Origin of the sequence: Enterobacter chuandaensis (assembly GCF_003594915.1) — a bacterium.
Classification (GTDB): Bacteria; Pseudomonadota; Gammaproteobacteria; order Enterobacterales; family Enterobacteriaceae; genus Enterobacter; species Enterobacter chuandaensis.
The window spans coordinates 41881-62515 of the sequence record NZ_QZCS01000001.1 but is presented as its reverse complement, the minus strand read 5'-3'; the positions used below and the strand labels follow the sequence as shown (position 1 = coordinate 62515).

The following is a 20635-nucleotide window of genomic DNA, read 5'->3' as shown; positions in this document are numbered from 1 at the left end:
TCAGTGACGCCGTTCGCTTATTTTTCACAGATAAAGTAAGAAATAGTGTTTTCTGGCGGTAGATCGCGGGCGCTATTTTCAGTAGGTTATAGACAGTTTGTTACTGTTTTATTTTCCGGGGTTAATCATTTCTCGTCGCTATCGAGGTGGCGAAAATTGATACAAACCGCGGGCATTTATCGACAAACCATCATCAAAAACCGATGGAAGGGAAAACTATGCGTATTGGGGTACCAAAAGAACGGTTAGCCAATGAAACCCGCGTAGCGGCAACACCGAAAACGGTGGAGCAACTGCTTAAACTGGGTTTTACCGTCGCGGTTGAAAGCGGCGCAGGCAAGCTGGCGAGTTTCGATGACGACGCCTTTATTCAGGCTGGCGCGGAAGTGGTGGACGGGGCCGAAGTCTGGCAGTCGCCTGTGATTCTGAAGGTCAACGCGCCGGAAGAGAGTGAGATTGCGCTGCTGAATCCGGGAACAACGCTGGTGAGCTTCGTCTGGCCTGCACAAAATCCTGAACTGATGGAGAAGCTGGCGGCTCGTGGCGTGACCGTGATGGCGATGGACTCCGTGCCGCGTATTTCGCGCGCGCAGTCGCTGGATGCGCTGAGCTCCATGGCAAACATTGCTGGCTACCGCGCCATTGTTGAAGCAGCCCACGAATTTGGACGCTTCTTTACCGGTCAAATCACCGCGGCGGGGAAAGTCCCACCGGCGAAAGTGATGGTGATTGGCGCGGGCGTGGCGGGTCTTGCCGCAATCGGTGCGGCAAACAGCCTGGGCGCTATCGTGCGCGCGTTCGACACCCGTCCTGAAGTGAAGGAACAGGTCCAGAGTATGGGGGCCGAATTCCTTGAGCTGGACTTCAAGGAAGAAGCGGGCAGCGGTGATGGTTACGCGAAGGTGATGTCCGAAGCCTTTATCAAAGCCGAAATGGAACTCTTCGCCGCGCAGGCGAAAGACGTCGACATTATTGTTACTACCGCGCTTATTCCGGGTAAACCAGCGCCGAAGCTGATCACCCGTGAGATGGTCGACTCCATGAAGCCGGGCAGCGTGATTGTCGACCTGGCGGCGCAGAACGGCGGTAACTGTGAGTACACCGTTGCTAATCAGGTGACCACGACCGCTAACGGCGTGAAGGTGATCGGCTATACCGACCTGCCTGGCCGCCTGCCAACCCAGTCCTCTCAGCTGTACGGCACCAACCTGGTTAACCTGCTGAAGCTGCTCTGCAAAGAGAAAGACGGCAACATCACCGTCGATTTTGACGATGTGGTGGTGCGCGGCGTTACCGTCGTTCGCGAAGGTGAAATCACCTGGCCTGCACCGCCTATTCAGGTTTCCGCGCAGCCTCAGGCGGCACCGAAAGCAGCTCCTGAGCCAAAAGAACCGGCTAAACCGGCTTCTCCGTGGCGTAAATACGCCATCATGGCGCTGGTTATTATTCTGTTCGGCTGGCTGGCTGACGTCGCGCCGAAAGAGTTCCTCGGCCACTTTACCGTCTTCGCGCTCTCCTGCGTCGTAGGCTACTACGTGGTGTGGAACGTCTCGCACGCGCTGCATACGCCGCTGATGTCGGTCACTAACGCCATCTCCGGGATCATCGTGGTGGGGGCGTTGCTGCAGATTGGGCACGGCGGCTGGATCAGCTTCCTGAGCTTTATCGCGGTGCTGATCGCCAGTATCAATATTTTCGGTGGTTTCACCGTGACTCAGCGCATGCTGAAAATGTTTCGTAAAGGCTAAGGGGTAGCATATGTCTGGAGGATTAGTTACAGCCGCATACATTGTTGCTGCAATCCTGTTTATTTTCAGTCTGGCGGGGCTTTCCAAACACGAAACGTCTCAGCAGGGGAATAACTTTGGTATCGCCGGGATGGCGATTGCGCTGATCGCCACCATCTTCGGGCCGGATACCGGCAACGTGGCGTGGATCCTGGTGGCGATGATCATCGGCGGCGCGATTGGTATTCGCCTGGCGAAGCGCGTTGAAATGACCGAGATGCCGGAGCTGGTGGCGATTCTGCACAGCTTCGTGGGTCTGGCGGCGGTGCTGGTGGGCTTCAACAGCTACCTGTATCACGAACCGGCCATGGAGCCGATTCTGGTCAACATTCACCTGACCGAAGTGTTCCTCGGCATCTTCATCGGTGCTGTGACCTTCACCGGTTCTATCGTGGCGTTCGGCAAGCTGCGCGGTAAGATCTCTTCTAAACCGCTGATGCTGCCAAACCGTCACAAGCTGAACCTGGCGGCGCTGGTGGTGTCGTTTGTGCTGCTGGTGGTCTTCGTGCGTACCGAAAGCGTGGGCCTGCAGGTACTGGCGTTGCTGGTGATGACCATCATCGCGCTGGCGTTTGGCTGGCACCTGGTGGCGTCCATCGGCGGTGCGGATATGCCGGTGGTCGTTTCGATGCTGAACTCCTACTCCGGTTGGGCGGCGGCGGCGGCGGGCTTTATGCTGAGCAACGACCTGCTGATCGTCACCGGTGCGCTGGTCGGTTCTTCCGGTGCGATCCTGTCTTACATCATGTGTAAAGCGATGAACCGTTCGTTCATCAGCGTGATTGCCGGTGGCTTTGGCTCTGACGGCTCTTCGACCGGTTCCGATGAGGAAGTGGGTGAGCACCGTGAAATCAGCGCGGAAGACACCGCAGAGATGCTGAAAAACTCGCATTCTGTGATCATCACCCCGGGCTACGGCATGGCGGTGGCGCAGGCGCAGTATCCGGTGGCGGAAATCACCGAGAAGCTGCGTGCGCGCGGTATCAAAGTACGCTTTGGTATTCACCCTGTAGCGGGGCGTCTGCCGGGCCACATGAACGTGCTGCTGGCGGAAGCGAAGGTGCCATACGACATCGTGCTGGAGATGGACGAGATCAACGATGATTTCGCCGACACCGACACCGTGCTGGTCATTGGTGCCAACGACACCGTTAACCCGGCGGCACAGGACGATCCGCGTAGCCCAATCGCCGGGATGCCGGTTCTGGAAGTGTGGAAGGCGCAGAACGTTATTGTCTTCAAACGCTCCATGAACACCGGCTATGCTGGCGTGCAGAATCCGCTGTTCTTTAAAGAGAACACCCATATGCTGTTTGGCGATGCCAAAGCCAGCGTGGATGCGATTCTGAAAGCGCTGTAATTCGCTTTCTCCTGACAAACCGCTCTTCGGGGCGGTTTTCTTATTTCTGCGGTCGGCTTTTCTCCTCTGTCTATACTTTACCCTTTGCGTAATATGAGGAGGTGTAATGCATTTTCTGTCCCGCTTCGACATCATTGCGTTGATGATGACGCCGACATTCTGGATAGGCGCCGCCACGGTTGTCTTTGTGACGCTGCTGGTGTACTGGCTGCTGACGCGCCTGATCGCGTTCGTTAAGAAAGGGATCACCACCTGGGGCGACAAGCACCCGACCACCAGCCGGATGCGTTTTATCCTGACCGAAATGCTTAACCGCACCAGCCGCTTCCTGCTGTTTGTGGTGGCGCTGCTCTTCAGCCTGCGTTTTGTTGACTTACCCGATCATCTTTTTGGCACCGTCAGCCACGCCTGGTTCCTGGTTTTCGCTATCCAGGTGGCGCTGTGGATGGATCAAGGGGTTGTGTCGTGGCTTCGTCACGTCATGCTGGCGCCGGGAAGCCATAAAAACCCGGTCACGCTGGTGATCACGGGGCTTATTCTCCGTGCCATCGTCTGGTCAGTGATGCTGCTGTCTATCCTTGCTAACGCGGGCGTCAACATCACTGCTCTGGTTGCCAGCCTTGGGGTAGGGGGTATTGCCATCGCCCTCGCCGTACAAACGATCCTCAGTGACGTGTTTGCCTCACTGTCTATCGGTTTTGATAAGCCGTTCGAAATTGGCGATTTTGTGGTGTTCAACGACGTGGCGGGGACGGTAGAGCACATTGGCCTGAAAACGACCCGTATCCGCAGCCTGAGCGGGGAGCAGATTGTCTGCGGTAACGCCATTTTGCTTCAGCAGACGCTTCACAACTACAAACGCATGCAGACGCGCCGCATCGTCTTCACCTTTGGTGTTGCCAGCGACACGCCGCCCGAAAAGCTGCGCTACGTGGGGGATATGGTCAGGCAGATCATTACCGATGTCGGTGAGACAAAATTCGATCGCGCCCATTTTCTGGGATTCGACCGCGACCGCCTGACGTTTGAAGTCGTCCATATTGTTAATACCGCGGATTACAACAAATACATGGACATCCAGCAGGAGATCAATATCCGTATTCTTGAAGGGCTGAACGCCCAGGAGATTAAGCTGGCGCTGCCCAGTATGGTATTGCACGCGCCGTGGATGCAGGAGGCGTCAGGTGAACAGCCGAAACCGGTAATGGAGAGCTGATAAAAAAAGCCCGCCGGAGCGGCGGGCTTGATGTTTACGTTAATCGTCTTCCGGGTCGTCCAGCTCAATCGGCGTCTGATACTCATCCGGCTTAATGACCAGCAGGTCACAGCGCAGATGGTCGATCACCTGTTCGGCGGTATTACCGAGGAAGGCGGCAGAAATACCGGTCCGGCCAATGGTGCCCAGCACCACAATCCCGGCCTGCAGATGCTCGGCTAAATCCGGGATCACCTCTTCAGGCAGCCCTTTTTCCACGTGCGTCATGTTCTCATCAATGCTGAACTTCTGGCGCAGCGCTTTCATCGCCAGCAGGTGCTGACCGCGGATCGCGTCGTTATAGACGCTCGGGTCAAACTCCGGCAGCTCGATGGCGATATTGATCGGGGTAACTGGATAGGCTCCCACCAGATGCACTTCGGTATGGTTAACCTGATCGGCAAGCTGGATGGTCTCCTTCACGAGCTTCTCGTTGAGGGAATTGTGGTAATCCTCTTCGCTCGCCAGGTTAACCGCCACAACGGCTTTCCCGCCTTCAGGCCACGGCTGGTCTTTCACCATCCAGACCGGGCAAGGGCATTTACGCAACAAATGCCAGTCGGTCGGGGTAAAGATCACGGACTCCAGCTTATCGTGCTGGTGCGCCATCTTCAGCAGCAGGTCGTGCCCACCGGCAACAACTTCCTGGATAATGGCTTCAAAAGGTCGGTTATGCCAGACCACTTTAATATCAATAGGCACTCCCGCTTCCAGGTAATACTTCGCCTGTTCACGGATCCACGCGGTACGCTGGCTGATGACGCCCTGACGCATAGCGGTGCGCTCGTCAGGCGACAGAAGGGTGGTCATCTCATACGAGAAGTCATAGATCGGCAAAAACGCTTTGATTTTGCCACCAATCCGTTGATGTAAATACACAGCACGTCGTAATGCTGGCTGATCGTCCTGATTCGGATCGATAGCTACCAGCATGTTTTGATACTTGGCCATACAGGTCTCCTTACTACTGTCACCACAGTCTGTAATTAAAAGAGTAACCTATATATCCTGAATGAAACAGAGGGGAGCTTTTGCCAGATCAATAATTCATGAAAATTTATCAGAGGAAAAGCACGGTGGTTGTTACCGCGATAAACGCAATGAACAGCAGCACCATCACCGCTATCGCGAACGTTGTGGAATCCTGAACGTAGGTTTTTTCCTCACCCTTCATCGGGCCGACAAGCATGATCCAGATGAAGATAAAGGTCACTGAGGCAATCACGACTGAAACGAAAAACAAACTTTCTCTCAATTCATAACCTCAACGACAACCTTTCAGGTGCTGTGCGGGGACGTGCTACGGTGAAAATGTCTTGAAACGGAAGTGATTATACCAGACCAATAAATCACGAGAATGTATCAGTCTGGTTATCAACATGCGGAGAGTTACGCCACGTTGCGGGCGTGCCCGGCAAGAACAGCCAGTGCTTCGCCGTTTTCGATAGTGATGTATTTACCCTTAACGGCCAGCATTCCGCTCTTCTGGAAACGGCCCAGCAGACGGCTGATGGTCTCAACGGTCAGGCCCAGGTAGTTACCGATATCGCCACGGGTCATGGTCAGACGGAATTCACGCGGCGAGAAACCACGCTCGGCGAAGCGGCGGGAGAGGTTATAGATAAACGCGGCCAGGCGCTCTTCTGCATTCTTTTTAGAAAGCAGAAGAATCATGTCCTGATCGCCTTTGATCTCACCGCTCATCAGACGCATCATCTGCTGACGCAGGTTAGGCATCTTACCGGACAGATCGTCCAGCGTTTCAAACGGGATTTCACAAACCATAGAGGTTTCGAGTGCCTGAGCAAAGCTCGGGTGGTGGCCAGTGCCGATGGCATCAAAGCCCACCAGATCGCCTGCCAGATGGAAGCCGGTGATCTGCTCGTCACCCTGTTCGGTGATGGTGTAGCTCTTGATGGTGCCAGAACGGATAGCATAGAGCGATTTCAGTTCGTCTCCCGCTTTAAACAGCGTCTGCCCTTTCTGAATAGGTTTTTTGCGCTCGATGATGTTATCAAGCTGATCGAGTTCATGCTCATTCAGGGTAAACGGGATACAGAGCTGGCTGATGCTGCAATCCTGGCAATGGATAGCACAACCGCCAGACTGAATGCGTCGTATAATTCGCTTTTCCGGGATCATAGGTTTGCTCAAGCCTTAATTGATATTGGTCAATTTTAACATCTTTTTGGTAAGTACGTAAGCCTGACAAACCATCAATAAGGACAAGAGATGGCAACGTGTTGCCATCTTCTTGAAATTCCACAGCTTGCTTATGGATTTTGGGCCTAACCAGTAGAAAATTAAGCACAAAAAGCCTGGAATCTACAGCAAGAGATACCCTTCGTGACGCAGTAACCACTCCTTGCGCTGTACGCCACCGGCATAGCCGGTCATGGTGCCGTTGCGGCCAATGACGCGATGGCAGGGAACCACAATGCTGACCGGATTGGAGCCGTTGGCGGCACCCACCGCGCGTGCGGCGCCTGCGCGGCCTAGCTGCTCTGCGAGTTGGCCATAATGCATGACCTGTCCACACGGGATCGCCCGCAGCGCTTGCCACACTTCACGCTGAAAAGGCGTGCCTGCCGTGGCGGTTGGCAGAGTATCAATGATGCTGAGATCGCCTTCGAAATACGCCGCCAGCTTGTCACTCAGCCCGCCAGGGTTGGTGGCGCTGATGCGTTCATAACCCTGTGCGCGGTAATGAATATTAAGCAGTTCTTCCATGCGGTCGCTGTGCTCTTCCCACTCAACGGCGCGCAGATTGAATGTCTCATCCGCGATAACCCACAGCGGCCCGAGCGGCGTCGCAATTTTATCTTCGAGTAATCTCAGCATCGTCATTCCTTTAGTTTAGCCTCGGGTATATCCCCGGCCCAATCGGCAGGCCGACAAGATACCATGCCACCAGCATCACCAGCCATACCCCTAAAAAGATAAGCGGGTAGGGTAAAACCAGCGAATAGTAGGTACCCAGTTTGGCCTCCGGTTTATAGCGCTGCAGGAAGCCTAAAAACAGCGGAACGAAAGGTGAGACGGGCGCCAGCGGGATCACCGAGGAGTCCGCGATGCGGAACAGGATCTGGGCAAACGCCGGGTGGAACCCGAGCATCATAAACATCGGCACGAAGATCGGCGCCAGAATTGACCAGATGGCGGAGCCGCTGGCAATAAACATGCACAGCAGGGATGACAGCAGCGCCAGACCAACAAACGCCGGTACGCCGCTTAGTCCGGCAGCCTCCAGCGCGTCGGTCAGGCCCACGGCCATAAACTTGCCCATGTTGCTCCAGTTAAACATCGCCACGAACTGCGCCAGCGGGAACACCATCACGATAAAGCCCGCCATCTCTTTCATTGGCTCGATCATCAACTGCGGCAGATCGCCCTGACGGCGGATTTTGCCGGTGGCGATACCGTAGGCGAGCGAAACGACAAAGAAGAAGAGAATAATCAGCGGCACGATGCCCTGTATAAACGGCGAGGGCAGGACGGTATGTTTAACCGGATCGCGCAGAATGCCGTTTTCCGGCACCACCATCAGCGCCACCAGCGCGATAAACGCCAGCGAAACCAGCCCGGCCACGCGCAGGCCGAAGCGTTGCTCTTTGCTCAACGTCTCCAGCTTTTCATCGCTACGGCCTTCCCATTTGCCCAGACGCGGCTCGACGATCTTATCGGTAATCAGCCCACCGACAATTGTCAGAACAATCACAGAGCTCGCCATAAAGTACCAGTTGTCGATCACGCTGACGTGCATGGCCGCATCAATGGTTTTCGCCGCCTCCGTACTGATGCCCGAGAGCAGCACGTCGGTGGTGACGATCAGCAGGTTGGCGGTAAATCCGCAGCCCACGCCTGCAATGGCCGACAGCAGGCCCGCCACGGGATGACGTCCGACGGCGAGGAAGATCAGCGCCCCCATCGGCGGCATAATCACCAGCGCGGCATCGGACGAAATGTGGCTGAAGAAGGCGATAAACAGCACCATATAGCTCGCGTAACGCGCGCTGACGTGCGACGCCATTTTTACCATCAGCGCGGGTAATAAGCCCACGCGTTCAGCCAGCCCGGCGCCCAGCACCAGCGCCAGAATGGCCCCCAGCGGGGCGAAACCGCTGAAGTTTTTGATCACGTTCGGTAAAAACCAGTGCAGTCCGTCAACACTGAGCAGGTTTTTTACCGCCACCAGGCTGCCGTCGGCCGGGCTGCGCACGCTGACGTCAAAAGCCGAAAGTACAGCAGTAGCGACCATCAAAATCACAATCAGATAGATAAACAGCAGGAAAGGGTGCGGCACTTTATTGCCGATCCTTTCAACCCAGCCATAGAGCTTACCGGATGGGGAATGCGAAGGTATGGATGACATACTCATGGGCGTTCCTCGGGAGTGTTGTGTTGTTGTGTTGTGTTTTTTTATTTTAAAGGTGACGGCGTCACGCCCTGTGGGATCGGACACGCGTACGGTTTTTCTTCAATTTGTTGTTCGAACTCTTCACGGCATTTTTTCAACAGATCAGCATCCTGCAGCAGATTAAGCGCGGTCGCGCCCATCACTTTTCCGGCCAGCAGCATGCCTTTGTGGGCAATGGAGGTACGCCCCTGCGCCACCAGTTGCCAGGTGTGCAGCGGCGTGCCGACGGTAAAGCAAGGGCTGAAGCACTGGGCGACCGGCATTTTCCAGCTGACGTCGCCCACGTCCGTGGAGCCAGCCAGCACGTTGTCGGTGATAGCATAGGGTGCGACTTCATCCACCAGCAGCGTCTCCTGATGGCGGCGAGCAAAGGCTTTGCCTGCTTCTCCCCCCGTTGCGGCAATGTTTTTCAGGCTGTTCTGCAGATCGTTGGGCGTCAGCGTAGCGCGGATTTCGCGGGCAAAGTCGCGCTCTTCATCGGTCCACTCCGGCGTGCCGTAGTGCTGCAACGCGCGGTACATCGCCGCCTCAAGCGTGCGGTTCGGCAAGTAGCTGGAGCAGGCCTTATCAAAGCGGCATTCCACGGTGGTTTCGGTCATCATCGCCGCGCCCTGGGCGATTTTCTCGATGCGTTCGTAGATCTGCTGCGCGTCAGCCATCTCCGGGGCGCGGATCAGGTACAGCACCTCGGCTTGAGCCTGAACCACGTTGGGCGAAATCCCGCCGGTGTCGGTGATGGCGTAATGGACGCGCGCTTTCTCGATGATGTGTTCGTTGAGGAAGTTGGTGCCGGTGGTCATCAGCGTTACGGCATCCAGTGCGCTGCGCCCTAAATGGGGCGAGTTGGCCGCGTGCGCCGCCACCCCTTGAAAACGCCAGGCTGCCTGAATATTCGCCAGCGTGCTGACGTTAAACATTCCCGCGAAGGCCTCCGGGTGCCAGGTCACGGCGGCATCGACGTCATCAAACAGACCTTCGCGCACCATAAAGGTTTTCCCGGATCCGCCTTCCTCACCCGGACAGCCGTAAAAACGCACCGTTCCGCTGCCGCCGTGCTGTTCCAGCCAGCTTTTCACCGCTACCGCGCCCGCAAGCGCCGCAGTGCCCAACAGGTTATGCCCGCAACCGTGGCCGTTGGCTCCTGGCGTGGCGGATTGCGCCGTCGCGCAGTGCGCCTGCTGGCTTAGCCCGGCCAGTGCGTCGTATTCGCCCAGCAGAGCGATAACCGGTTTTCCGCTGCCGAAGCTGGCAATAAACGCGTTGGGGATACCGCCAGCCTCGCGGGTCAGCGTAAAGCCTTCTGCTTCCAGCTCGCTGGCGAGTCGTTCGGCGGACCAGAACTCTTCAAAGCGGGTCTCGGGACGATCCCAAATCGCGTCGGCAATATCGGTTAACGTCTGACATCGCGTGTCGATGGCATCGGCAATAAAAGCGTAGTTCTCCTGCATTACACACCTCGCGTCCACGGGAAATTAAGCGCAGTTCGCGCCAGTGTTTCGATGGCGATAACCATGACCTGCTCATCGAAGTCAAATTTTTCGTTGTGATGCCCTGCGCTCAAATCCGTGCCGAAAACCATATACGACGCCATGCCGCCGTTTTGCTGCACGCGGGCCATCATTAGCGTGGCGTCTTCAGAGCCTGCCGGTGCTTTCACCTTATCGATTGCGTGTACAATTCCGGAAACCTGGCTCGCCTGTTCACGCAGGTAATCAACCCAGGCCGGCGTCGGCGCGCTGGAGGTGGCGGCTCCCATCAGGCGCATTTCGGCACTCACGCCGTAGAGCGCGGCCGCACCAGTAATGACCGCCTGCGCGCGTTCAAAGACATACTGGTTAATGGCTTCGCTTTCACCGCGGGTTTCAACCTTGATCAGGGCATTGGCGGGCACTACGTTGCGTCCGCTACCGGCCTGTATCACTCCGACGTTGACCCGGGAAGCGCCTTCGCTGTGCGGGGCGATGCTATGCAGGGCGAGGGTGGCCTGCGCGGCGGCAAGCAGGGCGTTACGTCCGTCCTCCGGTTTGCCGCCCGCGTGTGCGGCAACGCCGGTAAAGCGCACGTCGAATTTTGTCGTCGCCATAAAGTTATCGCTGCCGCAGATCGCCGTTCCGGCGGGGACGCCGGTACCTATATGGATGGCGGTAAAATAGTCCACGCCGTCCAGCGCCCCGGCGGCGACCATGGCGCGCGCGCCGCGGGTGCCTTCTTCGGCAGGCTGGAAGATCAGCTTGATGGTACCGTTGAGCTGCGCTTCGTTCTGCTTAAGCACCTTTGCCAGCCCCAGACCAATGGTGGTGTGGCCGTCGTGCGCGCAGGCGTGCATCATTCCCGCGTTGCAGGAGGCAAAACCGTCGCGGAACGGGCGATGGCTGTCGTCGAGCGCTTCGCTTAAATCCAGGGCATCCATGTCGACGCGAAACGCCAGCGTCGGGCCAGGGCGGCCGGTATTCAGGGTCGCCACAATGCCGGTAAATCCGCCTTCAAACGGCGCCAGCCATTTCTCAGGCGCGCCCTGCGCGCGCGCGCGGGCAAACTCTTTTTCCAGGGTGGCGTTATCGGGCAGCCCCATACGGCTTTCGGCATCGACCACGTCGCGACCCATCGCCAGTTCGTAACCCAGGGAGTCGAGGATTTCCGCGACCTTCGCGGCGGTACGGAACTCTACCCAGCCGGATTCCGCAAAATGGTGAAAATCGCGACGCCATGCGATCAGTTGGGGGGATAATGTCTGGATGTACTGCGCCAGTGTGTCCATATCTGTTCCTGTCATCATTAAAAAATGTGAACTGCTTCACGCTGTGATAGTTTTTACTTATCACTAACCGTTTTTTCACAGTTTTAACCGTTCAGGAATTACCCTCGCACATCCCTTTCCATTAAAGTAGATGACAGTTTCTTTACTCTGATAAACAACGGTTATCGGTTGAGCTATGTCATTTCAGATTAAATTTCATCAAATCCGGGCGTTTGTTGAAGTGGCGCGTCAGGGCAGCATTCGCGGTGCCAGCCGGACATTGAATCTCTCGCAGCCAGCGCTGACCAAATCCATCAAAGAGCTGGAGGAGGGCATGGCGGCGCAGCTTTTTGTGCGCCGGAGTAAAGGCGTTGCGCTGACCGAGTGCGGGGAAGGGTTTTACCAGCGCGCCAGGCTGATTCTGGAAGAGCTGCGTGCGGCGCAGGATGACATTCGCCAGCGGCAGGGGGATCTGGCCGGGCAGATCAATATCGGGATGGGGGCCAGCGTGTCACGCAGCCTGATGCCCGCCGTCATCACCCGTTTCCACGCCCAGCACCCGCAGGTTAAAGTGCGAATTATGGAAGGTCAGCTGGTGTCGATGATCAATGAATTACGCCAGGGCGAACTGGACTTCACCATCAACACCTATTATCAGGGGCCTTATGACCATGAGTTTACGTTTGAAAAACTCTTCGAAAAACCGTTTGCGGTATTTTGCCGGGAAGGGCATCCGGCGACAGGGGCAACATCTATTAACGATCTGCTGCATTATAACTGGACAATGCCAACGCCGCGGGGAAGTTATTATAAGCAATTAGAAGATCTATTTCGCCACCGCTCACAAATACCGCAAATTGGTGTGGTATGCGAAACCTTTTCCTCCTGTATTAGCCTTGTCGCGCAGAGTGATTTTTTAAGCATCCTGCCGCAGGAATTGGGCTGTGACCCGCTGCTGGCGCACCGTCTGGTCATTCTGCCGGTTGCCGAATCGCTTCCAAAAGCAACATATTATTTAATTCAGCGCCGTGATTCACGCCAGACGCCCCTTGCCGAATCATTAATTACGCAATTCAGAAGGGAAGCTAGGAAAATAATTACCGGGTGAAATCCACAGAATAAAAAAACAGAGTCTGTCCGACATCAGACAGACCCTACAGTACACACAGCAGTGCGTCCTTTCGCAAGTCCTGAGTATTATATCCATGGGGCAGGTTAATGTAGTTATAACACCTTTCCCGAAAAATGAAAGGAAAGAGAGTTGTTGATTTTACAAAATTTTAACGTAAATCACTTATTTCAGTTTTGATGAAATTTTAGTTAAGTCAGGTTTAAGTGAGTTTTATAACTACTATATATATTCATCAGGTTAATATTTTTCACGCCCTGCGTCCTGTCAGGGTTATTGAGACACCTGTCTGGCGCAGGTATAGTACAGGGCCAGATGTAGCCGGAGGATTTCCATGAACCCTGACGACAAATCCCTTTTTCTTGACGCCATGGAGGATGTCCAGCCCCTGAAACGCTGCACCGATATCCACTGGCAGCAAAGCCGTAATACCCGGGCTCGCCAGGACATCAATACCGAACAGCTCGACAACTTTCTGACCCTGGGCTTCCTTGAGTTACTGCCGCTTGACGATCCGTTGGCGTTCCGGCGTGAAGGCGTTCAGCAGGGCGTTATTGATAAGCTGCGTTCCGGTAAATATTCCCGCCAGGCCAGCTTAAATCTGTTACGTCAGCCGGCTGAACGCTGCCGCCAGATGCTGTATTCCTTTATTCGCCAGGCCAGTCGTGACGGATTACGTAACCTGATCGTTATTCACGGGAAAGGGCGCGAGCAGAATTCGCATCCTAATGTGGTACGTAGCTATCTGGCACGCTGGCTAACCGAGTTCGAGGAAGTGCAGGCGTTCTGCGTGGCGCTGCCGCATCATGGCGGCAGCGGAGCTTGCTATGTTTCCCTGAGAAAATCCGACGAAGCGAAGCAGGAGAACTGGGAACGGCACGCCAAGCGCAGCCGTTAGCGGGCGATATCCTCGCCCGCCTGTGGCTTAGAACGTTTCCCAGTTACTGTCAGGGGTGGCGTTAGCCGTTGCCGGGCGTAACAGCTGCGGCGTTTTCACATTGGCCGGGCGCGGGGCGGTGGCGTTTGCTTTACCGTTCAGACGAAACGCGGCCACGGCCTGGCGCAGCTGTTCGGACTGATCTTCCAGCGCCGCTGCCGCCGTGGCGGACTGCTGCACCAGCGCGGCGTTTTGCTGCGTCACGCTGTCCATCTGCGACACGGCCAGGCTCACCTGCTCAATTCCGCGGCTCTGTTCATCCGATGCGGACGAAATCTCGCCCATGATATCGGTGACGCGGGTGACGGCGGCGACAATCTCCTTCATGGTCGCGCCCGCTTCGCTGACCTGCTCAGAACCGGTGTTCACCCGGCTGACGGAGTTCTCGATAAGTCCTTTGATCTCTTTCGCCGCCTGCGCGCTGCGGCTGGCCAGCGTACGGACTTCACCCGCAACAACCGCAAATCCGCGGCCTTGCTCGCCCGCACGGGCCGCTTCTACCGCGGCGTTAAGCGCCAGAATGTTGGTCTGGAACGCAATGCTGTCAATCACGCCGGTAATGTGCGCAATCTGCTGCGAACTGTCGGCAATTTCGTTCATGGTGCGCACCACGTTATCCACGACGTGGCCGCCGCGAGCCGCCGTTTCTGAGGCGTTTTTCGCCAGCAGCGTCGCCTGACGGGCATTATCGGAGTTTTGTTTAACCGTTGCGGTCAGCTCTTCCATGCTGGCGGCAGTCTCTTCGAGCGAGGAGGCCTGCTCTTCGGTGCGGGCGGAGAGATCGTTGCTTCCGGCGGCGATTTCACCCGCGCCGGTGTAGATGGAGTCGGTGCTGCCGCGTACGGCGCTGACGGTCGTCACCAGCGACTGCTGCATCTCATGCAGGCCAGCCGCCAGTTGCCCCATCTCATTACGACCAGAGAGGGCGATATTCTGCGTCAGGTCGCCTCCCGCAATGGCGCGAATATGGTTCATGATGGTGTTGAGCGGCTTTAACAGCAGGTGCTGTAAACCCTGCCAGATCACCACCAGCACGGCGATAACGGCCAGGAAAATGGCTGCCAGCGTCCACTGCATCTGCGTGAAGCTGCTCTGGTTCTCTTCGGTTGCCGCCTTCAGCAGCGTGTTGTTCTCGGCACGCCAGCGGTTATAGACCGCTTCCATGTCGTCCTGGGCCTGCTGAGCGTCCAGATCGCCATAGGCCTGGTAGTTGTCGGCGCGCAGGTACTCAATCGACAAACGCATCACCTCGTGCATCTGATTCCATGACTTCTGCATCTCGTCGGTTAATGCCGCATTCTGGCCGTTAACCTGCGGCATTTTCTGCCATTCTTTGTTATAGGCTTCAGCTTTAGCCAGCGAGTCGCCTGCGGTGCCCAGCAGTTTGTTAATCGCGGCAAGGGACGCCGGGTCGCGCTGGTTCTTCAGGTAGCGGATCGCCACGCGGGTAACGGTAACGCGTGTTTTTACCAGCGTGTTCACGCTGTCGCTCAGGCTTTCCTGCTGGGCATTCAGCACGCCGGAGTTCTGGAAGTTATGGCGATCGTTGCTGACGGCAGAGTAGAACAACCCTCCCGTGACAACTTGCAGCAGACAGAATATGGTGAGGGCAAAGATAATACCGGTAATCACGTGCAGATTTTTCAGCATAGCGGTCGTCCGTTAAAAAGATGCAGAGGTACACCCATACTATCGTCGTATAGAATTTAAACTTTAATTTAACTCGCGCTTAACTCCGGGCTCCGGTCAGGAACCTGTTGTAAATCCGGATCATTTTTATGAGGAAGGTCAACATGAGCGGCATTGATAGAAGCGGAACGTACGCGCTTGGAACGCGGACGGTTAAACGACTGGGCTACGGGGCGATGCAGCTTGCCGGGCCGGGCGTATTTGGCCCACCGAAGGATAAGCAAGCCGCACTGGAGGTGCTGCGCGAAGCCGTGGCGGCGGGAGTGAACCATATTGATACCAGCGATTTTTACGGCCCGCATGTGACGAACCAGCTGATCTGCGAGGCGCTTCATCCTTACCGGGACGATCTCACCCTCGTCACCAAGATCGGCGCTCGCCGCGATGACAAAGGGGCCTGGCTGCCGGCCTTTTCCGCGCAGGAGTTGACCCAGGCGGTGCATGACAACCTGCGCAACCTGAAGCTGGATGTGCTGGACGTGGTGAACCTGCGGATCATGTTCAGCGCACATGGCCCTGCGGAAGGATCGATCGCGGAACCGCTTTCCACCCTCGCAGAATTACAGCAGCAAGGGCTGGTACGCCACATTGGTCTGAGCAACGTCACGGCCACGCAGGTGGCAGAGGCGCGGAAGATGGTGCAGATCGTCTGCGTGCAGAACATGTACAATATTGTGAACCGCGGCGACGATGCGCTGGTGGATTTACTGGCGCAGCAGGGGATTGCGTATGTGCCGTTCTTCCCGTTGGGAGGCTTCACGCCACTGCAGTCCACCGGCCTGCAGGCCGTCGCGGATTCCCTGGGCGCAACGGCGATGCAGGTTGCGCTGGCATGGTTGCTGCAACGTTCTCCAAATATCCTGCTGATCCCCGGCACCTCTTCGGTGGCGCATCTGCGGCAAAACCTCGCGGCGGGAGAACTGCAGTTACCGCCCGCAGCGCTGGAAAAACTGAACGCGCTGATGGACTAATTGCGACATGGGCAAAGCCGGAAGGGCACTTCCGGGCTTTGCTTTTTCAGACTTCTCGTTGACTTATCTGTCTGTGAAGCGCTAAGGCCTCCGCCACAATTTCCTGCTTACTTTTACGCGTCTCAAAGGCGGTGATTCTGATGTATTCCATCAGGTCAGCCTCGATGCGGGCGCTGAACATTCTGAGATCGGCCTCCTTGGCTAAACCGCGGGCAACGCGCTTGTCAGGATAGTCACGAGCTGGCACAGGAAACGTCCTCCGGGAAGTCTTAATAATTCGTGCGATGAATATGCTTTTTTATCACAATAAAGTCAATATATAGTGTGTTAATAGTGATTTTATTTTTGCTATCTTATTTATAAGTCATAGCAAAGTGATTTGGTCGTGACTTATGTGTGACTTTTAGGTGGGGTATTAAAAATCATAGAGCGGGTGACCCGCAGTGGATGTTGCCAAATAAAATCCGCTCAAACTTCAACGCGTTTGGGTGCGCCTCCGGAAATGACCTTGATCCTTGTCCATAATCCGTAATACTGTATTTATATACAGTATCTGGCAGGAAAGGCATCATGGACACTCTCTTTTCTTATCAACCAAAACAAATCATTGAATTACCTTTATTTTTAGAACGTGTTGCCTGTGGCTTTCCAAGCCCTGCGCAGGATTATGTGGAGGATCGTCTCGATCTTAACCGGCTGGCAGTCAGGCACCCCAGCGCGACCTACTTTATCAAAGTGAGCGGGGACTCCATGATCGGCGCGGGGATTAGCGACGGTGATCTGCTGGTGGTCGATCGTTCGTTAAATGCCGAACATGGGGATATCGTCGTGGCGTCGGTCGGCGGTGAGTTTACGGTGAAAGAGCTACAGACCCGCCCGGTTCTGCGGCTGCTGCCGCGTAATGCCCGCTATCAGCCGATCGCCTTTCAGTCCGAAGAGGAGCTGCAAATCTTCGGCGTCGTCACCCACACTCTCAAAACGCATAAACATGTTCGCGCTGGTTGATGTAAATAGCTTCTATGCCTCCTGCGAGAGGGTATTTCGCCCCGATCTGGTGGATAAGCCCATCGTGGTGGTGTCCAACAACGACGGCTGCATTATTTCGCTGTCGCGGGAGGCAAAGCAGTTCGGCATAAAAATGGGTGAACCCTATTTTAAATTCAAAGAGAAGAGTTATCCGTCACGGGTTTACGTCTTTAGCTCGAACTATGCGCTGTATGCCGATCTCAGCAGCCGGGTGATGCAGACGCTGACCGATCTCGCGCCGGCCATTGAGATCTACTCCATTGATGAAGCATTCGTGAACGTTTCGGGGGTCAGCAACTGCATGTCGCTGGACGCATTCGGCCACCAGATGCGCACGCAGGTCTTTAAAAATACGGGCTTAACCGTTGGCGTCGGGATTGCGCCGACCAAAACGCTGGCGAAGCTGGCCAACTATGCGGCGAAGCGGTGGTCAGCCACCGGTGGCGTGGTCGATCTCTCGGATCGTGAACGGCAGCGTAAACTGCTGGCGAAGGTTCCGGTGGAGGAGGTGTGGGGCGTAGGACGACGCATCACGAAAAAGCTTAACGCGATGGGGATAACCACGGCGCTGGAGCTGGCGGAAGCGTCATCCTGGGTCATCCGCAAACATTTTAACGTGGTAATGGAGCGCACGGCGCGCGAGCTTCGCGGTGAGCCTTGCCTCGATCTGGAAGAGTTTACCCCCACGAAGCAGCAAATTATCTGTAGCCGTTCGTTTGGGCACCGTATAACGCAATACGAGGAGATGCATCAGGCCATTTGCGCCTATGCGGAACGTGCTGCGGAAAAACTGCGCGGCGAGCATCAATATTGCCGCTTTATCAGCGTGTTTGTGCGCACCAGCCCACACGCGGACAACGAAATTTATTACGGCAACCAGGCTTCCGTCACCCTGATGACGCCCACCAATGATTCGCGCGATATCATCCGTGCCGCCACGGAGGCGCTGGGTCGTATCTGGCTTGACGGATATCGCTATATGAAAGCGGGGGTGATGCTGGCAGACTTTTTCAGCAGCGGCGTTGCCCAACTGAATTTGTTTGACGATAACCGCCCGAGCGCCAACAGCGCGGCGCTGATGGCGACGATCGACAGCGTAAATCATTCCGGCAAAGGAAAAATATGGTTTGCCGGGCAGGGGATTGAGAAAGCCTGGGCGATGAAACGCGAGATGCTGTCACCGGCCTATACGACGCGGTACGCGGATTTGCCGGTAGCGAGATGAAAGGCGGCTATGTGTGACAAAGAGCCGAAGACGGTTTACGGACGCCGCTTCTGTGCAGCGTCCATAGCATTAGGGTTAAGGGCTTACTCAACCGTTAACGCATCGACAACCTCAGCCACGCTTCTCACGCTGCGGATATTCCCGATCCCCGTGCCGAGCGCGATATAACCTTCATCGGTATTATTTTCCAGCATGCCCAGGCGCAGGCCCCGTAATCCTCCCATCGCCTTGCCCAGCGCTTCATTGCTTGCGCCAGCTTTATCCATCGCCGCCAGTTTTTCCGCCAGCTTGCCGGGGAGAGAACGATAGTAGTGGGGGACAGTGCGGAAAAGCAGCAGGTCCAGGCCGTTGGCGGCAACAATTTTTTCTTTGACCTCCTGCGGCACTCGGCTTTCTTCCGTGCTGATAAACACCGAGCCGGCAAACACACCTTCCGCACCTAATGCATGCGCCGCTCTGGCGGTGCGGTTATCGGTAATGCCGCCCGCAGCCATCACCGGGACGTGCTTCACGGCATCGGCAATCAGCGGCACGATGGAAAAGGTGCCAAGCGCCGTTGCGGGTAAGGTACCGCCTTCATCAAAACCGGTGGCCACAATAATGTCAGCCCCTGCGTCTTCCGCGAGACGGGTGTTTTCCGGGGTGGGATTAATGTCGCGGTAGATAATGGCAATACCCGCCTCTTTTAATTCACTGAATAGCGCAGGAATAATGCTGCCTTCCCCATAGCCCGTGTACACAACGGCTCTGACGCCTTCTTCTTTCACCACCTGAAGGATAGGCCCAGTCCAGACGTCATTAACGGCCGTGGGGATCAGGTTCACGCCAAACGGTTTTTCGGTCAGCCGTTTGGTTTTGCGAATTTCTTCGCGCATTTTTTCGGCGGTCTCTTCCGGCGTGGAAACCGCGGTGTCGGCGGTTAAACCGGCATTAGGCCCCAGCACGCCGAGCCCTCCGGCATTGCTGACGGCGGCGACCAGCCTTGCATCGGTGAGCCAGGAAAGTGGCCCCTGAATAACAGGCTTTCCGATACCCAGGATCTGACAGATACGGTTATTTTTCATAGCAGAACATTCCTCACGTTTGAATGGAGGAGAGTGTAGGGCGGAAGATTGTTAGGAAAAACAGCCAAAAAGATTCATCACTGTTATAAAATAAGTAATAATCCTGACATTCCTGTGACGGAAAAAGAGACAACCAATGCAACTAAATCTCTTTGAATCAATTAGAGTTTTCATTGAAATTGTCGAGTCGGGCAGCCTGACCCAGGCGGCGGAAAATCTGCAGATCCACCGTCCGGCGGTCACCAAAGCGTTACAGCATCTGGAGCAGCACAGCGGCACGCGTTTGCTGCAGAGAACAACGCGGCGGATTAGCCTGACGCCGGACGGCGAGGCGTTTTATCGTCGAAGTAAACCCCTGCTGGCGCAGGCGGACGATTTACTGGAGTCGTTTGGCACTGGCCGGGCAATACACGGTCAGTTGCGGGTGGATATGCCCATCGCTTTTGCGGCGCTGAGGGTCATACCCAACCTGCCGGATTTTTATCGGCAGCATCCTGAAATCGACATCATACTGAGCAGCTCTGACCGCCGTCGGGATATGCTGCGCGATGGCCTGGACTGCGTGCTGCGAGTGGGGGAACTGGACGATGGTGACTATGTCGCGCGCAAAATCGGGAACATTAACATCACGACCTGTGCCAGCCCGGCCTGGCTGGCAAAACACGGTACGCCAGAAACGCTGGATGATTTATACAAACATCAGGCCATCAACTGGATTAATAACAACAGCAGAAAAATTCAACCCTGGACGTTTACTACGCCAGAAGGCATTGCGGAAATAACGCTGCCCGGCAAGCTGGTCGTGGATAACTCCGAAGCCTACATCGCGGCGGGCCTGGCCGGGTTAGGGTTAATACAGGGAATGAATCTTTTTCTGCAGCCCTATATTGACCGCGGCCAACTGGTTGAAGTGTTACCGGAGCATCGCTCCCCGGATCGTAAATTGTCGCTTCTCTATCCACACCGTCATCTCTCCCGCAAGGTACGGGCCTTTACCGAGTGGCTGGAAAGTTTAGTGTAAAACTGCCACCGGAGAGG

At 55.8% G+C, this 20635-nt stretch carries 19 protein-coding genes; 9 read left to right on the top strand and 10 right to left on the bottom strand.

Going from position 1 to position 20635, the window contains the following annotated elements; genetic code table 11:
* Nucleotides 1-218 precede the first annotated feature (218 nt).
* The 3 genes from pntA (at nt 219) to D5066_RS00275 (ending at nt 4363) form a co-directional block, all read left to right on the top strand.
* The gene (gene pntA / locus D5066_RS00285; protein ID WP_061098391.1) at nt 219-1748 is read left to right on the top strand and encodes a Re/Si-specific NAD(P)(+) transhydrogenase subunit alpha; all 1530 of its coding nucleotides are present in this window, start codon (nt 219-221) and stop codon (nt 1746-1748) included.
* A 10-nt stretch (nt 1749-1758) separates the two neighbouring features.
* Nucleotides 1759-3147: a Re/Si-specific NAD(P)(+) transhydrogenase subunit beta gene (gene pntB / locus D5066_RS00280; RefSeq protein ID WP_119914706.1), complete on the top strand. Its 1389-nt coding sequence runs from the start codon at nt 1759-1761 to the stop codon at nt 3145-3147.
* A gap of 106 nt (nt 3148-3253) precedes the next feature.
* Nucleotides 3254-4363: a mechanosensitive ion channel family protein gene (locus tag D5066_RS00275; protein ID WP_119914705.1), complete on the top strand. Its 1110-nt coding sequence runs from the start codon at nt 3254-3256 to the stop codon at nt 4361-4363.
* Nucleotides 4364-4402: 39 nt separating this feature from the next.
* On the opposite strand, the gene uspE is transcribed toward D5066_RS00275, so the two are convergent.
* From uspE to D5066_RS00240, 7 genes are all read right to left on the bottom strand, one after another.
* Entirely contained in the window at nt 4403-5353 is a 951-nt protein-coding gene (gene uspE, locus D5066_RS00270) for a universal stress protein UspE (protein ID WP_028012944.1), read from the bottom strand.
* Between the two features lie 109 nt (nt 5354-5462).
* Nucleotides 5463-5645, bottom strand: coding sequence for a hypothetical protein (locus tag D5066_RS00265; RefSeq protein ID WP_014883604.1), 183 nt, complete (start codon nt 5643-5645; stop codon nt 5463-5465).
* Between the two features lie 146 nt (nt 5646-5791).
* Entirely contained in the window at nt 5792-6544 is a 753-nt protein-coding gene (gene fnr, locus D5066_RS00260; RefSeq protein WP_006174991.1) for a fumarate/nitrate reduction transcriptional regulator Fnr, read from the bottom strand.
* A gap of 183 nt (nt 6545-6727) precedes the next feature.
* Nucleotides 6728-7243: a methylated-DNA--[protein]-cysteine S-methyltransferase gene (gene ogt, locus D5066_RS00255; RefSeq protein WP_080327283.1), complete on the bottom strand. Its 516-nt coding sequence runs from the start codon at nt 7241-7243 to the stop codon at nt 6728-6730.
* Nucleotides 7244-7253: 10 nt separating this feature from the next.
* Entirely contained in the window at nt 7254-8780 is a 1527-nt protein-coding gene (gene abgT, locus D5066_RS00250) for a p-aminobenzoyl-glutamate transporter (RefSeq protein ID WP_062935594.1), read from the bottom strand.
* Between the two features lie 41 nt (nt 8781-8821).
* Nucleotides 8822-10267 (bottom strand): M20 family metallopeptidase, encoded by a 1446-nt coding sequence (locus tag D5066_RS00245; RefSeq protein ID WP_119914704.1) that lies wholly within the window; start codon nt 10265-10267, stop codon nt 8822-8824.
* The gene (locus tag D5066_RS00240) at nt 10267-11577 is read right to left on the bottom strand and encodes a M20 family metallo-hydrolase (protein ID WP_119914703.1); all 1311 of its coding nucleotides are present in this window, start codon (nt 11575-11577) and stop codon (nt 10267-10269) included. The genes D5066_RS00245 and D5066_RS00240 overlap by 1 nt, the downstream gene beginning before the upstream one ends.
* A 175-nt stretch (nt 11578-11752) precedes the next feature.
* Between D5066_RS00240 and D5066_RS00235 the strand changes: the two genes are divergently transcribed.
* Together D5066_RS00235 and smrA are read left to right on the top strand one after the other, a co-directional pair.
* The gene (locus tag D5066_RS00235) at nt 11753-12664 is read left to right on the top strand and encodes a LysR family transcriptional regulator (RefSeq protein ID WP_080327280.1); all 912 of its coding nucleotides are present in this window, start codon (nt 11753-11755) and stop codon (nt 12662-12664) included.
* 355 nt (nt 12665-13019) lie between these two features.
* The gene (gene smrA / locus D5066_RS00230; protein WP_119914702.1) at nt 13020-13583 is read left to right on the top strand and encodes a DNA endonuclease SmrA; all 564 of its coding nucleotides are present in this window, start codon (nt 13020-13022) and stop codon (nt 13581-13583) included.
* A gap of 27 nt (nt 13584-13610) precedes the next feature.
* Here smrA and tcp read toward each other — a convergent pair whose 3' ends face one another.
* Nucleotides 13611-15272, bottom strand: coding sequence for a methyl-accepting chemotaxis citrate transducer (tcp, locus tag D5066_RS00225; protein WP_119914701.1), 1662 nt, complete (start codon nt 15270-15272; stop codon nt 13611-13613).
* Nucleotides 15273-15415: 143 nt separating this feature from the next.
* Here tcp and D5066_RS00220 point away from each other — a divergent pair, with 143 nt between their 5' ends.
* The gene (locus D5066_RS00220; RefSeq protein ID WP_119914700.1) at nt 15416-16282 is read left to right on the top strand and encodes an aldo/keto reductase family oxidoreductase; all 867 of its coding nucleotides are present in this window, start codon (nt 15416-15418) and stop codon (nt 16280-16282) included.
* A 46-nt stretch (nt 16283-16328) separates the two neighbouring features.
* On the opposite strand, the gene D5066_RS00215 is transcribed toward D5066_RS00220, so the two are convergent.
* Entirely contained in the window at nt 16329-16529 is a 201-nt protein-coding gene (locus tag D5066_RS00215) for a hypothetical protein (protein ID WP_080327276.1), read from the bottom strand.
* Nucleotides 16530-16852: 323 nt separating this feature from the next.
* Between D5066_RS00215 and umuD the strand changes: the two genes are divergently transcribed.
* Both umuD and umuC read left to right on the top strand, forming a co-directional pair.
* Nucleotides 16853-17287 (top strand): translesion error-prone DNA polymerase V autoproteolytic subunit, encoded by a 435-nt coding sequence (gene umuD / locus D5066_RS00210; RefSeq protein ID WP_080327274.1) that lies wholly within the window; start codon nt 16853-16855, stop codon nt 17285-17287.
* Nucleotides 17271-18533 carry a translesion error-prone DNA polymerase V subunit UmuC gene (umuC, locus tag D5066_RS00205; RefSeq protein ID WP_119914699.1) on the top strand — a complete coding sequence of 421 codons (1263 nt, stop codon included), beginning with the start codon at nt 17271-17273 and terminating at the stop codon, nt 18531-18533. The genes umuD and umuC overlap by 17 nt, the downstream gene beginning before the upstream one ends.
* Nucleotides 18534-18616: 83 nt before the next feature.
* On the opposite strand, the gene D5066_RS00200 is transcribed toward umuC, so the two are convergent.
* Entirely contained in the window at nt 18617-19597 is a 981-nt protein-coding gene (locus tag D5066_RS00200) for an NAD(P)H-dependent flavin oxidoreductase (protein WP_119914698.1), read from the bottom strand.
* Nucleotides 19598-19733: 136 nt separating this feature from the next.
* Between D5066_RS00200 and D5066_RS00195 the strand changes: the two genes are divergently transcribed.
* Entirely contained in the window at nt 19734-20618 is an 885-nt protein-coding gene (locus tag D5066_RS00195; RefSeq protein ID WP_080327271.1) for a LysR family transcriptional regulator, read from the top strand.
* Nucleotides 20619-20635: the final 17 nt, after the last annotated feature.

What these genes read in the sequence shown, in the direction of transcription:
- smrA (WP_119914702.1), top strand. Translation starts at nt 13,020, where the DNA reads ATGAACCCTGACGACAAATCCCTTTTTCTTGACGCCATGGAGGATGTC.
- D5066_RS00245 (WP_119914704.1), bottom strand. Translation starts at nt 10,267, where the DNA reads ATGCAGGAGAACTACGCTTTTATTGCCGATGCCATCGACACGCGATGT.
- umuC (WP_119914699.1), top strand. Translation starts at nt 17,271, where the DNA reads ATGTTCGCGCTGGTTGATGTAAATAGCTTCTATGCCTCCTGCGAGAGG.
- D5066_RS00235 (WP_080327280.1), top strand. Translation starts at nt 11,753, where the DNA reads ATGTCATTTCAGATTAAATTTCATCAAATCCGGGCGTTTGTTGAAGTG.
- uspE (WP_028012944.1), bottom strand. Translation starts at nt 5,353, where the DNA reads ATGGCCAAGTATCAAAACATGCTGGTAGCTATCGATCCGAATCAGGAC.
- umuD (WP_080327274.1), top strand. Translation starts at nt 16,853, where the DNA reads ATGGACACTCTCTTTTCTTATCAACCAAAACAAATCATTGAATTACCT.
- pntA (WP_061098391.1), top strand. Translation starts at nt 219, where the DNA reads ATGCGTATTGGGGTACCAAAAGAACGGTTAGCCAATGAAACCCGCGTA.
- pntB (WP_119914706.1), top strand. Translation starts at nt 1,759, where the DNA reads ATGTCTGGAGGATTAGTTACAGCCGCATACATTGTTGCTGCAATCCTG.
- fnr (WP_006174991.1), bottom strand. Translation starts at nt 6,544, where the DNA reads ATGATCCCGGAAAAGCGAATTATACGACGCATTCAGTCTGGCGGTTGT.
- D5066_RS00240 (WP_119914703.1), bottom strand. Translation starts at nt 11,577, where the DNA reads ATGGACACACTGGCGCAGTACATCCAGACATTATCCCCCCAACTGATC.
- tcp (WP_119914701.1), bottom strand. Translation starts at nt 15,272, where the DNA reads ATGCTGAAAAATCTGCACGTGATTACCGGTATTATCTTTGCCCTCACC.
- abgT (WP_062935594.1), bottom strand. Translation starts at nt 8,780, where the DNA reads ATGAGTATGTCATCCATACCTTCGCATTCCCCATCCGGTAAGCTCTAT.
- ogt (WP_080327283.1), bottom strand. Translation starts at nt 7,243, where the DNA reads ATGCTGAGATTACTCGAAGATAAAATTGCGACGCCGCTCGGGCCGCTG.
- D5066_RS00195 (WP_080327271.1), top strand. Translation starts at nt 19,734, where the DNA reads ATGCAACTAAATCTCTTTGAATCAATTAGAGTTTTCATTGAAATTGTC.
- D5066_RS00275 (WP_119914705.1), top strand. Translation starts at nt 3,254, where the DNA reads ATGCATTTTCTGTCCCGCTTCGACATCATTGCGTTGATGATGACGCCG.
- D5066_RS00220 (WP_119914700.1), top strand. Translation starts at nt 15,416, where the DNA reads ATGAGCGGCATTGATAGAAGCGGAACGTACGCGCTTGGAACGCGGACG.
- D5066_RS00200 (WP_119914698.1), bottom strand. Translation starts at nt 19,597, where the DNA reads ATGAAAAATAACCGTATCTGTCAGATCCTGGGTATCGGAAAGCCTGTT.